General features: G+C 64.7%; 9 protein-coding genes, 1 tRNA gene and 1 pseudogene. 4 read left to right on the forward strand and 7 right to left on the reverse strand.

Going from position 1 to position 13,368, the window contains the following annotated elements; genetic code table 11:
• Positions 1-46: 46 nt before the first annotated feature.
• From FOZ70_RS16320 to FOZ70_RS16340, 5 genes and pseudogenes are all read right to left on the reverse strand, one after another.
• Positions 47-123, reverse strand: a tRNA-Met gene (locus FOZ70_RS16320).
• 124 nt (positions 124-247) lie between these two features.
• Entirely contained in the window at positions 248-595 is a 348-nt protein-coding gene (locus FOZ70_RS16325; RefSeq protein ID WP_219706239.1) for a GrlR family regulatory protein, read from the reverse strand.
• A gap of 258 nt (positions 596-853) precedes the next feature.
• Positions 854-1,953, reverse strand: a pseudogene (locus FOZ70_RS16330) (IS3 family transposase).
• 135 nt (positions 1,954-2,088) lie between these two features.
• Positions 2,089-2,499: a heme-binding protein gene (locus FOZ70_RS16335; protein WP_048025858.1), complete on the reverse strand. Its 411-nt coding sequence runs from the start codon at positions 2,497-2,499 to the stop codon at positions 2,089-2,091.
• On the reverse strand, positions 2,492-3,268 hold the full coding sequence (locus tag FOZ70_RS16340; protein ID WP_021157247.1) for an SDR family oxidoreductase: 777 nt from the start codon (positions 3,266-3,268) through the stop codon (positions 2,492-2,494). Before FOZ70_RS16340 ends, FOZ70_RS16335 begins: the two co-directional genes overlap by 8 nt.
• A 68-nt stretch (positions 3,269-3,336) precedes the next feature.
• Between FOZ70_RS16340 and FOZ70_RS16345 the strand changes: the two genes are divergently transcribed.
• Positions 3,337-4,269 carry a LysR family transcriptional regulator gene (locus FOZ70_RS16345; RefSeq protein ID WP_219706240.1) on the forward strand — a complete coding sequence of 311 codons (933 nt, stop codon included), beginning with the start codon at positions 3,337-3,339 and terminating at the stop codon, positions 4,267-4,269.
• A gap of 214 nt (positions 4,270-4,483) precedes the next feature.
• Here the strand turns inward: FOZ70_RS16345 and glmS are convergent, their stop codons facing one another.
• Both glmS and FOZ70_RS16355 read right to left on the reverse strand, forming a co-directional pair.
• Positions 4,484-6,301 (reverse strand): glutamine--fructose-6-phosphate transaminase (isomerizing), encoded by a 1,818-nt coding sequence (gene glmS, locus FOZ70_RS16350; protein ID WP_219706241.1) that lies wholly within the window; start codon positions 6,299-6,301, stop codon positions 4,484-4,486.
• 49 nt (positions 6,302-6,350) lie between these two features.
• The gene (locus FOZ70_RS16355; protein ID WP_219706242.1) at positions 6,351-7,445 is read right to left on the reverse strand and encodes a hypothetical protein; all 1,095 of its coding nucleotides are present in this window, start codon (positions 7,443-7,445) and stop codon (positions 6,351-6,353) included.
• A gap of 1,303 nt (positions 7,446-8,748) precedes the next feature.
• Here FOZ70_RS16355 and wecB point away from each other — a divergent pair.
• From wecB to FOZ70_RS16370, 3 genes are all read left to right on the forward strand, one after another.
• Positions 8,749-9,966: a UDP-N-acetylglucosamine 2-epimerase (non-hydrolyzing) gene (gene wecB / locus FOZ70_RS16360; protein WP_219706243.1), complete on the forward strand. Its 1,218-nt coding sequence runs from the start codon at positions 8,749-8,751 to the stop codon at positions 9,964-9,966.
• A gap of 607 nt (positions 9,967-10,573) precedes the next feature.
• The gene (locus FOZ70_RS16365; RefSeq protein WP_059620694.1) at positions 10,574-11,035 is read left to right on the forward strand and encodes a (2Fe-2S)-binding protein; all 462 of its coding nucleotides are present in this window, start codon (positions 10,574-10,576) and stop codon (positions 11,033-11,035) included.
• The gene (locus tag FOZ70_RS16370) at positions 11,032-13,356 is read left to right on the forward strand and encodes a molybdopterin cofactor-binding domain-containing protein (RefSeq protein WP_219706244.1); all 2,325 of its coding nucleotides are present in this window, start codon (positions 11,032-11,034) and stop codon (positions 13,354-13,356) included. Before FOZ70_RS16365 ends, FOZ70_RS16370 begins: the two co-directional genes overlap by 4 nt.
• Positions 13,357-13,368 lie beyond the last annotated feature (12 nt).

Consider the following 13,368-nt stretch of genomic DNA (forward strand, 5'->3'; position numbering starts at 1 on the left):
GAAAAAGACAAAAGCCTGCTTGCTTTCGCATAGCGGGCTTCGATGTTGGTTGCGGGGATAGGATTTGAACCTATGACCTTCGGGTTATGAGCCCGACGAGCTGCCAGACTGCTCCACCCCGCGGCGCGAAGTGTACTTGCATCGCAGAAGCGCGTCAAACGTAGCGACCCGGCGCCAACTCGCCGACTATGAGAAGCATGGCAGAGTCGGCGCCATGCATCAATCCCAGCGTCGCAATTTGGGAGCTTTAGGCGAGCGAGATGTCGTCTAAGCGTTCAGCGACGATGTCGATTCTCGGCCCTTGGGGCAGCGTCGCTGGCGCGGGACCCTCGAAATGCAGATTGCGACCGACCGCCTTTCCGGTCAAAAGTAGGTCGAACTTGCCACCGGGCGTATTGAATACGCTGACTGCGCCCGGAACATACGCTTTCACCGCCAGCTTGACTTGTATTGCATCGCCATCTACGTGCAACTGTCCCGAATACAGATACTGATCGTCGGCGCCGCGGACATTCCCGTTTTCGACAACGACGACTCCCGTCGCGCCTTTCAGTACCGCACTGAAATCTACCTTATAAAACCCATCGATATGCATTTGGCCTCCTTGTTATGCCGCAGGAAGTTGCGGCAACGCCATGGTAACCGTGGAGGCGTATTTTTGAAGGTGAGGCGCGCAGCAAGCCTCGTCGGAAGCGCTGGTGAATCTCGGGGCAGCCCTTCGAAGGCCTCTTGGATGGCATTAGCGGCGCCGGGTATCCGGCAGAAAACCAGCGGCCCGGATGGCGCCTACCATCGAGCGGAAGCGTGTGTTGGCATCGCGACGACTTGACCTGCGGTGGAATTTTGTAGCCAATCAGGCAGTGAGTCTCGGGTCGATATTCTCGGAATCCAGCCAGGCTCGACGGACCGTTGCAGGAGGTTGATAGCGATGTGCGCTATGGGGCCGGCGCTCGTTGTAGAACTGCCGCCAGCGTTCGATGAGCACCTTGCCTCGGCGCGGCTGCGGAACCACTCCCGGTTCAGCAATTCGTCACGCAGCTTGCCGTTGAAGCTCTCGACGAAGCCGTTTTGCCACGGACTGCCGGGCGCGATGAAGGCCGGACCGATGGCCGCATCCCGCAGCCAGCTGCATGACCCTGGCAGCGGTAAATTCGGCGCCGTTGTCAGACCGAACGAACGCGGGTTTGCCGTACTGCCGCATCAGTCGCGACAGCGTCAGAATCACATCCTGCGACCGCAGGCTGGCGCCGACCTCGATCGCCAGGCACTCGCGGGTGTATTCATCGATCACGCATAGCATCTTCAACGCCCGGCCATCCACCAGTTGATCGTGCACAAAGTCACAGCTCCAAACCGAATTGGGCTGCGTGGCGCCTGGCAGGCGTATGTCGTTGCCGCAACGACGTCGGCGAGGACGCCGCCGTGGAATGTTGAGCTGCAGGGCTCGCCACATTCGCCGCACGCGCGATTCGCTCAACGCCAGCCAAGCCGACATCCGGCGATAGCCGAAGCGCGGCACCTCTTGCGCGGCCGCCATCAGCCTCTCGCCCAAACTCCGATCCTTCTCCGGTTGCTTGAGCGTATAGGTCGCCACTCGGCGGCTCAGTCCCAGGTAGCGACATGCCTTGCGTTGCGAGAGCCCCCGCCGAGTCAGGACTTCCAGCGCTTCGCGCCGGCCCGTCGGGGTGGTCATTTTTTTCGGCTGAACTCCTTCAGGCCGTCGATGACAAGCATCTGCTCGGCGATCAGGCGCTTGAGCCGATCGTTCTCCGATTCCAACTCCTTGAGCCGACGCGCGTCAGCCACGTCCATCCCGCCGAACTTGTTGCGCCAACGATAGAACGTCTGTTCCGAAATGTTGTAGCGCTTGCATAGATTCTTCACCGGCTCATCCGGGCTCTCGGCCTCGCGCAAGATGCGGATGATTTGCTCGTCGGTAAATCGCTTCTTCATCGAGTTCTCCTTGCCTCTAGGATAAAAGAGAACTCACTTGCCGAATCGCTACAAGAAACGTCTCAGGTCACTGCCGACGAAACCGAGATGTGTCACCACGGATTCGACGCGGTAGCCGGGGTATCGGAATCGCGCCTATTCCAGCACACGGGCAATCGCAGCCCGAGCGAGTGCCGCATCTTGCTCGGGCGTACCGCCGGACACGCCGAGTGCGCCGATCAGCTGGCCATCGCCATCCAGGAGAGGCACTCCTCCTGCCATCAGCAACAGCCCGCCTGCATGGATGTGATCGAAGTGTGGAACTGGCTGGCCCGCCTGCCACGGAACATTGAGCGCTTCGCTCGGCGCCCGGAACATCACCGACGCCCGGGCCTTCGCTATCGACAGTTCATTCGACGCAAGCCATGCCCCGTCCATCCGCGAGAAAGTGACCAGGTGCGCACCCGCATCCAGAATTGCGAACACGGCATTGAGGCCCGCGTCCTGGGCTGCGGCACGCCCCTGGGCCACGATCCGATCCGCCCGCTCCAACGTGAGCTCAGGCATTTTGCGTCCACTCCGTCGCTTGCCACTGCTTCGCAGCGTCAATCGTCGCTAACGGGCGCATGGTTCGATACAAATGCGTATCGGCCGGAATGATCTCGACCATGGCGTCGATCATCTCCTTGGGGTCCGCCTGGTTCATCAGGCTGTCGCCGAAATCCGGCATCGGCACAACGGCGGAATCGGCGTCGTACCACTGCACGTAGCTCTCGGCGCCAGTGTCGTTGAATCCGGTACCGAAAACGCCTGGATTCACGGTCGCGACTTTGACGCCAAAGGGTTCGAGTTCCGCTTTCATCGACCCGGCGATGGCCTCGATCGCATGCTTGGTCGCGCAGTAGGCGCCGACAAACGGGACAACCAGAATGCCCCCCATCGACGAGGTCCATACGACTTTTCCGGACCTGCGTGCCACCATCTTCGGCACGATCGCCTGTACCAATTGAAGATGGCCGAAGACGTTGATTTCGAAGGACTCCCGAACGCGCTGCATCGGGATGTCGACGATCGATCCGCCTTCCATGACGCCGGCGTTCAGCACCAGGACATCGGGATCGAACGAGCCTGCGTGAGCGATGTCGATCGCGTCGAGCAGATTCAGCTTGATCACCTCGAGCACCACACCGGCTTCGGCTGCGTCCGCACGCAGGCTGCGAACCTGCGGCCACGTCTCGGCCGTCGCCACGACATGGTGGCCAAGGCGCGCAAGTTCAATTGCCGCACCACGACCAAAACCTGAACTGGCACCCGTGATCAATATCTTTCGAGACATCTTGCGCTCCTTGACTGAAATGGTTGCACCCAGTGTAGGGAGCCCCTAGTATCAAAACAAGATCACCAATGCTTGATGACACGATGAGAGTTGCTCACCAATCAAGGAACGTCGATTTTTTCTCTTTCACCGTGTTCCTGGCCGTTGCAACACGACGAAGCTTTCGCGCAGCAGCGACCGAACTCGAGATCACGCCGTCAGCGGTCAGTCATTCGGTAAAAGCGCTCGAGCGCCGTCTGGGCGTGCGGCTCCTGAATCGAACGACTCGCAGCACCTCGCTTACCGAGGCCGGCGAGCGTCTGGCAGCCAAACTCCGGCCGGCGGTTTCGATCATTGACGAAGCGATGCGCGAAGTCGACGATCTACGGGTGGCTCCCAGCGGAACCGTGCGCATCAATGCAAGCGAAGGCGCAATCCGCCTCATCCTGCGTCCCATCCTGGCAAGCTTCCTGAAGTCGTATCCGGACGTGCATCTCGACGTCGTGAGCGACGGCCGCCTCGGTGATATCGTTGCAGCGGGATTCGACGCGGGCATCCGACTGGCCGAGGCCGTGCCGCAGGACATGGTGGCCGTTCCGCTCATGGGCAACGTTCGTTTCGCAGCAGTCGCGTCGCCCGCGTATTTCGCTGAACATGGACGCCCCATTACGCCGCAGGATCTTTATCGACACGACTGTATTCGCTTTCGCTTCGAGAGCGGGGCGATCTACCAGTGGGAATTCGAGCGACGCGGCGTCAGCGAGACCATCGATGTTTCGGGTCCGCTTACTCTGACGGACCAACCGCTGATGGTCGACGCTGCCGTGGATGGCATCGGCATCGCCTTCGTTCCCGACCACCTCGTCATCGAAGCCTTGCGTGACCGGCGGCTCGAACGCGTTCTTGACGACTGGTGTCCGCCTTTTCCGGGGCTGTGTCTTTACTATCCGGGTCATCGCCATGTTTCGCAGGCTCTGCGCGCCCTGATTGCCTTTATAAAGGGCGAGCAGGTGCGCAGTTGAGTTTTTGCATGGCAACGCCGGCTTCGTATTCTCGGCAGTCGCACGATACCGCCGGTCAACTGTGAAGGTTCAACAGGTTGTATCGATGGTTCATCCGGACTGAGTCCGGGAGACTGGAAGTCGCCAAACACAGTCACACGTTCGAGTCGTGTAGGGCGGCCCAGTCTCGGCACTTGCAGACCTTCACCAGTCCGCCCGCGGTACCCACCTCCCGTCACTCCACCGTAACCGATTTCGCCAGATTCCTCGGCTTGTCGATATCCGCGCCGCGCAAACACGCCGCGTGATACGCGAGCAACTGCAGCGGCACGACGTGCAGGATCGGCGACAACAACCCGTAATAATCCGGCATCCGCAGTACCGACACGCCTTCGCTGTTGTCGATCCGCGTATCGGCGTCGGCGAACACGTAAAGCTGTCCGCCGCGTGCCCGCACTTCCTGCATGTTCGACTTCAGCTTCTCGAGCAGCGCATCGTTCGGCGCGATCGTCGCGACAGGCATCGTGTGCGTCACGAGCGCGAGCGGCCCGTGCTTGAGCTCACCCGCGGGATACGCCTCCGCGTGGATGTACGAAATCTCCTTTAGCTTCAACGCACCTTCGAGCGCGATCGGGTAGTGCAGCCCGCGCCCGAGGAACAGCGCATTCTCGTGCTGCGAGAATTCCGCCGCCCAGCGCTCGATCTGCGGCTCGAGCCCAAGCACCTCCTCGAGCGCGCCGGGCAGCCGCCGCAATTGCATCGTGTAGCGCGCGAGCTGCGCATCGTCGACGTAGCCGCGCAGCCGCCCGAGCGTGACGGCGAGAATGAACAGCGCGACGAGCTGCGTCGTGAATGCCTTGGTCGACGCGACGCCGATTTCCGGGCCGGCCCGCGTCAGGAAGCGCAGTCCTGCCTGCCGCATCATCGCGCTGGTCGGCACGTTGCAGATCGCCAGCGTATCGATATGGCCGAGCGCCTGCGCATACTTCAGCGCGGCGAGCGTGTCGGCGGTCTCGCCCGATTGCGACACGCTCACCACCAGCGTATTCGGCATCGCGAGCGCGTCGCTGTAACGGTATTCACTCGCGATCTCGACCTGGGCCGGCAAGCGCGCGATCGTTTCGAGCCAGCGGCGCGCGGTCAGGCCGGAATAGTGGCTCGTGCCGCACGCGAGAATCAGCACGTTGTCGATCTGCTCGAACGCGTGCGCGGCGTCGGGGCCGAATATGGCCGGATCGAACAGCCCCGCATCCGGAATGGTCGCGGCCACGGCCTGCGGTTGCTCGAATATCTCCTTCTGCATGAAATGCCGGTACGGCCCGAGTTCGACCGCGGCCTGCGCGGACGAAATGGTCTGTACCGCACGCTCGACCGGTGCGCCGCCGCGATCGAGTATGCGCACGCCGCCCGGCGTCAACTCGACGATGTCGCCTTCCTCGAGAAAGATGAAGCGGTCGGTGATGCCGGCGAGTGCGAGCGCGTCGGACGCAAGAAAGCATTCGTTATCCGTCACGCCGACGACGAGCGGCGAGCCGACCCGTGCGCCGATCAGCCGCTGCGGCTCGTGCTTGCTGAACACCGCAATCGCGTACGCACCGTGAAGTTGCGACGTTGCCGCGCGCACGGCGGCGAGCAGGTCGCCGCGATACTTGCTGTGGATCAGGTGCGCGACGACCTCGGTGTCGGTCTGGCCGTCGAATTCGTAGTGTTCGTCAGAAAGTTGCTTGCGCAACGTTTCGTGGTTCTCGATGATGCCGTTGTGCACGAGCGCGATTTCGTCGCGCGAGAAGATCGGATGCGCGTTGCAGGTGGCCGGCGCGCCGTGCGTCGCCCAGCGCGTGTGCGCGATGCCGGTGCTGCCGGTCAGGCCGGCGGTACGCACGTGCGCGTCGAGATCGGCGACGCGCGACACGCTGCGCTCGCGGCGCGCATGGCCGTCGACGACCGTCGCCACGCCGCATGAATCGTAGCCGCGATATTCGAGGCGACGCAAACCTTCAATCAGAATCGGGACGATGTCCCGTTGCGCGACTGCGCCGACGATGCCACACATGACACGTCTCCTTCCCGTTTAGTCATCATGGACCGCACGCGCCGTTGCGTCAGCGCGATGCGGTTGCCGTTGCCGTTGCCGCCGCCGTCGTGAGCCCGCATCGAGCGGGTATGACGGGGTCGGCCATCCGGCTTTCGAATGCCAGATAAAGCGACTCCTCCAGTACGTTCCAGTGCGCGCCGTGCCGGTATGGCCCCGATCGCGCTTGCCAGCAGGCAACCGTGCTCCAATCGTTCATCTTGACCGCGACCAGCGCGATCAGGCTCCACGGGTAGTCGGTGTTGGCAAGTTGCTGCCAGCTCTTGCCGTACTTCCGAATCCACCGTGCATAGATCGCCTCGCCGGATTGTTCGGGAACCTGAATACCGGACAGGAGCGGGAGGATCTGCGCGATCTTCGCCGGATAAAAACTCGCGTCGCTGACCTGCTGCGTGCTGGCGCGAAAACCGGATGCCGTGCCGCGCCAGAACACCTTCAGGATCGCGGAGGCAAGCTGGTCGGCGCGCAGGCTCCACGGGCCCGCATGCGTGTAGTCGGCGCGCCGGACGTAGTACGCCTCGAGTGCCTGGAACGCGCTGTGTACCTCGACGTTGTCCATCAGCAGCGCGACGTGCAGCGAAGACGAGATCTGATACACGCCGGAGGCCTTGTCTAGCAGCGTCTCCAGATGCATGGCGGCGCGGTTCAGGCTGAGTTCCCACGCGGTGGGCAAGCCGCCGGGCGGCGCGAAGCGGGCGAGCAATTCGATCCAGGTCGCCATCATCGCGTCGTCGGTTTCCGCTTCGGCGCATGAGCGGTAGCGGCCGTCCTTCACGCAGTAGCGATCGAAGCCGCCATCCGGGCGCTGGCGCGGCAGCAACCATGCAATCCATGCGAGTGCGGCCTGACGGGCGTCGAGTTGCGCGTCGGACGCGGCGAGCAGCGCTTTTGCCGCGAAATACGGATCGATGCCGACGCCGTTCAGGCGCACGGTGATCGCACCGTCGGTGCGCTGGTACAGCCCTTCGAGCCGGAGTTCGGCGGCGCTCGCGTGCAGTGCGAAGCCGCACGCGGCGAGACAGCAGGCGACGTGCCACAGGCGGCACAGCGCGATGGTGGCCGCGACGTGCGAGCGTGCGGTCGGGGAAAGCGCGGGCCGTTTCATGTGCTGGGCTCCTGCGCGGGGTCCTGTGCAATCGTCGCCGGGCGCGGCGTTGGCCGCGTCGCGCCCGGCAAGCGTGTCGAAGTTGCGGCTCGGTTCACGGTGATGCGGGTGAACCCGAGGCTCGTACCGGGATGTGCGTCCACGAGGCAGTTCCCTGCATCGGAGCCTGAACCTGGCTCGCGGATCGCGAATTGCAACGGGACACGTCGGCACGTGCGGTGCGCGGGAGCGCTGGTCTTTCGCTCCCGGCGGACGCGCCGCGTTTCCTCCCGGCTTCGTTGCTTGGGCGTCCCTGTTCGTCCGCTGTCCGGCGCGTGCTTCGAGGTACACCTGACTGTCATTAAGCAAGGCGTGAGCCATCGGCCGCGATGCCGCGCGCAGCAAGGGGCAGGCGCGAAGGCAGGGGGCGCGGCGCGGACGGCGGCGGCGGATTTTGATTCATTGAAGAATCAGCCCGCGTGCGACCGGGATTGCAGCGCGCACATGCGATGCGTCCAGCGAATTGTCTGTCGAACGTATGCCGCGCTGGCAGCGTGACTGTGCGCGGCGATGCGCGCCGTGTCGTTCGTTGTGTGCGCATCGGCCGGGGTGCCGATGCGATTCATGCAGGCGCATGCGCTGCATGGACCGCGCACCGATGTATCCGCCCCGTTTCGGATCAGCGTTACACATTCGCAACATTTCGCATGCATCGATTCGTGCGACGTGAAGGACGTTGCATGTCGGTTAAATCCCTCATGCGGGAGCGCGGCCGAGCGGCCGATTGCGCCGCCCGCTGCACAGACAAAAGTGGCGGATCGAGTAAACGCAACGCGCTTCGACAGGTCCGCGAGATCCGATGCGAAACGAACGTGCGACACGCGTCCGCGATTCGTCGGACGACGCCGCTGAAGGGGCGATGAAACTGCCCGGATTTTTGCGTGTATCGCGCTCGACCGGTGGTGCGACACACGTAGCAGTTGTGAAACATTTCATCGTGCGTCGCGTGTGCGCGGTGCATGCAGTGCGAACCGGACACGGCCGCAGTACGACTGGTTTGAATATTGCTGTAGTGGAGGGGACGTGACGAACGGACGTGACGCCTGGCCAAGCGAGGAACGACTCATGACGTGACTGATCAAGTGCAACGAGACGCCGGTAGTACGACGATTCGCGTGGCGCAGACCACGTGGACAGGGCGGCGCGCTCGCTCCGCGACACTGCAGCGTGTCGATCGCGTGCGAGTACGGAAGGTGCCGTCTGAATACATGCTTCGCGCCACGAGCAGGGTCATTCAGCGCGATATGGGTCAACGAGGATAACGATGAAAAAGATTTTGCTTGTGTTCGGGACTCGGCCGGAGGCCATCAAGATGGCACCGCTGGTGCGTGCATTAAAAGCACAGGCGGGTGTCGACGCCAGGGTATGCGTGACCGCGCAGCACCGCGAAATGCTCGATCAGGTGCTGACGCTGTTCGACATCAAGCCCGACTACGATCTCAACGTGATGCGGCAAAGCCAGACGCTGACCGACGTGACGACCGGCATTCTGCAGGCAATCGGCGTCGTCTTCGACGAGTTGCGCCCGGACGTCGTGCTGGTGCACGGCGATACGACGACCACGCTCGCGGTCAGTCTGGCGGCGTTCTACCGTTATTTGCCCGTCGGCCATGTGGAGGCCGGCCTGCGCAGCGGCGACATCTGGTCGCCGTGGCCGGAGGAGTTGAACCGCCGCGTGACCGACGCCGTATCGTCGTGGCATTTCGCGCCGACCGGGCAGGCACGCGACAACCTGCTCAGCGAGGGCGTGCCGGGCGGGGCGGTCGTGCTGACCGGCAATACCGTGATCGACGCGCTGCACGAGGTCAAGCGCATGCTGGACTGCACGACGGCGCTGACGGAGAAGGTCGCCGGACAGTTTCCGTTTCTCGAGCCGTCGCGGCGCGTGGTGCTGATCACGGGCCATCGACGCGAAAGTTTCGGCGAGCCGTTCCAGAATTTCTGCGAGGCGCTGTGCACGCTCGCGAAGCGCTATCCCGACGCGCAGTTCGTCTATCCGCTGCACATGAATCCGAACGTGCGGGAGCCGGCGCGCGCCCGGCTCGGTCACATGCCGAACATCTACCTGATCGAGCCGCAGGAATATCTTTCGTTCGTATTCCTGATGTCGCGCGCGCATTTCATCATCACCGATTCGGGTGGCATTCAGGAAGAAGGGCCCGCGTTGGGCAAGCCGGTGCTCGTCACGCGAGAGACGACGGAGCGGCCCGAAGCGATCCAGGCCGGTACCGCGCGGCTCGTCGGTACCGATCAGGAGCGGATCGTGTACGAAGCGTCGCGTCTGTTCGACAGCGAGAGCGCTTACGGGGAGATGGCGCGCGCGAGCAATCCGTACGGCGACGGCCATGCGAGCGAGCGGATCGTTCACGCGCTGATGCGAAATTCGGGCGTACCCACGAAGGCGACGAGCTTTTCGTTGGGGGCGGCGGAAATGCCGTTCAACGCGCTCACGCTGGGGTTGCAGGCGTTGAGGTCGCGGTGAGCATCGCGGCGCGCTAGCGTTCGAACCACGCGTTGCAATCGCGGGACGATCCGGTCCGGCCGGGAGGCCGGCCGGACGTTTGCGTTTGCGCGCTCGATCATTTCCGGTTTCTCGGTTCGCTGATTGCACAGGGCGGGTCTGGTCGTCCGGTTTTTGCTACCGCCGTACCGAAGCGCCCGGCGAAACATGGGCAGTCGCCGCGCGAGAACGTGAGCGAACCGCCTGCGGCCGCGCATCGAAACATCGAAACCTGAATCACCCGCCCGCCTTTCCGGCAAGCGTGACCGGTCGCGGCCCGCCATCTCCGGGCAAATTTCCCGCTCCGATTACCTGAAACGCCCGAATCCCCCCGATCCGACGGCAAATCCGAAATGGTTCGATAATGCGGATCGGCGATCCATGCGGACGAGCGAGCGGCCGGGAATTCGTTGCCACGTTGCGCAGGCAACCGGGCCGCCGCATCGTTTGCAGCATCCGCCGGGCCGTGCCTGCAGGCAACACGGCCCACGACACGGCGCCCTGCCTGGTTGTTCGGAATGTGCGCCGCGCCGTTCGAATCCCCACCCGATGCCTGCCCGAAGCGGGCATCGCAACCAGGAGGTGAACGATGATCACGCTGACCGTCAACGGTAGCGAGCAGCACTTCGACGGCAATCCCGACATGCCGTTGCTCTGGTATCTGCGCGATGTTCTCGGCCACACCGGCACCAAGTTCGGTTGCGGGATGGCACTGTGCGGCGCGTGCACCGTGCACGTCGACGGCGTCGCGATCCGGTCGTGCATCACCCCGGTCGCGGCCGCTTCCGGCAAGCGCGTGACGACGATCGAGGGCCTGTCGACCGATCTGACCCATCCGCTGCAGCAGGCGTGGCAGGAACTGAACGTCGCGCAGTGCGGCTACTGCCAGTCCGGGCAGATCATGCAGGCCGCGTCGTTGCTGAAGACGAATCCCCATCCGACCGAAGCCGACATCGACGATGCGATGTCCGGCAACATCTGTCGCTGCGGCACCTACGCGCGCATACGCGCGGCGATCCGCCTGGCCGTGCGCCGCGGGGGTGCCGCGTGAGCGCGCCCGAACTCTCCGTCCATAACGAAAGCCGTCGCGCGCTGCTGCTCGGCTTTGCGTCCGGCGGGTTGCTGCTCGCGTTCGGCGTGCCGTCGCTCGTGCGCGCGGCCGTGCCGAACCAGCCGCCCGTCAGTGCAGATCCGCGATACGGCGGCGCGGGAATGCCGCACGGCTTGCGCGACGATCCGCACCTGTTCGTCGCGATCGCACCCGACGGCACGGTCACCGTGACCTGCATCCGCTCCGAGATGGGGCAGGGCGTGCGCACGAGCGTCGCGCTCGTGGTGGCGGACGAACTGGGCGCGGACTGGGCGCGCGTGAAGGTCGCACAGGCCGTCGGCGACGAGCCGCGCTACGGCAACCAGAACACCGACGGCTCGCGCAGCCTGCGCCAGAGCTTCGCCGCGTTGCGCCGCGCGGGCGCGGCGGCGCGCACGATGCTCGAACAGGCTGCCGCCGCGGCGTGGGGCGTCGATGCGCGGCAGGTCAAGGCAACCGTGCATGAGGTCGTCGACACGAAGAGCGGACGCAAGCTCGGCTTCGGCGAACTGGCGGCGAAAGCGGCCGCGTTGCCGGCACCCGATCCGGCGACGGTGCCGCTGAAAGCGCCAGCCGAATTCCGCTATATCGGCAAGGGCGAAACGGCGTTGATCGACGGACGCGACATCGTCGCCGGCCGCGCGCACTACGGGATCGACACGCGGCTCGACGGCATGCTGTACGCGGTCGTCGCGCGCCCGCCGGCCTACGGGGACACGATGGCGTCGTTCGACGCGTCGGCGGCGGAGAAGCTGCCGGGTGTCGTCAAGGTCGTGCCGCTCGCGTCGACGCCGCTGCCGTCCGGCTTCCAGCCGCTCGGCGGCGTGGCCGTCGTCGCGCGCGACACGTGGACGGCGATCCAGGCACGCGCGCAACTGAAGATCGACTGGAAGCACGGGCCCAATGCGAACTACGACTCGGCCGCGTATCGGAAGACGCTGGAAGCGGCGGCCGCGCAACCGGGCGACGTGATCCGCAACGACGGCGACGCGGCGGCGGCGCTGGCCGGCGCCGCGAAACGCGTGCGTGCGACCTACTACATCCCGCATCTCGCACACGCGACGATGGAGCCGCCCGCGGCCGTCGCGCGCGTGGCGGACGGCCGATGCGAAGTGTGGACCTGTACGCAGGCGCCGCAGACCACGCGCGACGAGGTCGCGAAGGCGCTCGGGTTGCCGGGCGAGCGCGTGACGGTCAACGTGACGCTGCTCGGCGGCGGTTTCGGCCGCAAGTCGAAGCCCGACTACGTGGTGGAGGCGGCGCTGCTGTCGAAGGCGGTTGGTGCGCCCGTCAAGCTGACGTTCACGCGCGAGGACGACCTTGCGCACGACTACTTCCATGCCGTGTCGCTCGAAGCGTTCGACGGCGGGATCGATGCGTCGGGGAAAGTGGTCGCGTGGCAGCATCGCACGGTTGCGCCGTCGATCCAGTCGACCTTCAGGGCCGGCGTCGTGCACGAGCAGCCGGGCGAGCTCGCGCAGGGGATCGCGGACCTGCCGTTCGCGATCCCGAACGTGCGGATCGAGAATCCGGCCGCGCAGGCGCACACGCGGATCGGCTGGTTCCGCTCGGTCTACAACATTCCGCATGCGTTCGGAATCCAGAGTTTCGTGTCGGAGCTGGCGCACGCGGCCGGTCGCGACCCGAAGGATTTCCTGCTCGAACTGATCGGGCCCGCGCGGCGTTTCGAGCCGCACATCACGGTGAAGAACGTGAACTACGGCGAGGATCCGGCGCTGTATCCGGTCGACACAGGGCGGCTGCGGCGCGTGGTCGAGACGGTCGCGCGCGAGGCGGGCTGGGGGCGCGGGCTGCCGAAGGGGCACGGGCTCGGGATCGCCGCGCACCGCAGCTTCGTGTCGTACACGGCGGCGGTGTGCGAGGTGCAGGTCGATGCCGACGGCAAGATCACGGTGCCGCGGGTCGACATCGCGATCGACTGCGGGCCGCAGGTCAATCCGGAGCGCGTACGCTCGCAGCTCGAGGGGGCAGTGGTGATGGGGCTCGGCATCGCGCTGCACGGCGAGATCACGTTCAAGGACGGCCATCCGGAGCAGAGCAACTTCAACGGTTTCCAGGTGCTGAGAATGAACGAGGCGCCGGGTGAAATCCGCGTGCATCTCGTCGCGCCCGACGATTTCGCGACACCGCTCGGCGGCGTGGGCGAGCCGGGCCTGCCGCCCGTCGCGCCCGCGCTGACCAATGCGATCTTCGCGGCGACCGGCACGCGCATCCGCAGCCTGCCGGTTGCCGATCAGCTCGCGAAGCCCCGCGCGGGGTGACGCAATCCCCGG

It is taken from the genome of Burkholderia sp. COPS, from assembly GCF_019425585.1.
In the GTDB taxonomy this organism is placed as follows: Bacteria; Pseudomonadota; Gammaproteobacteria; order Burkholderiales; family Burkholderiaceae; genus Burkholderia; species Burkholderia cepacia.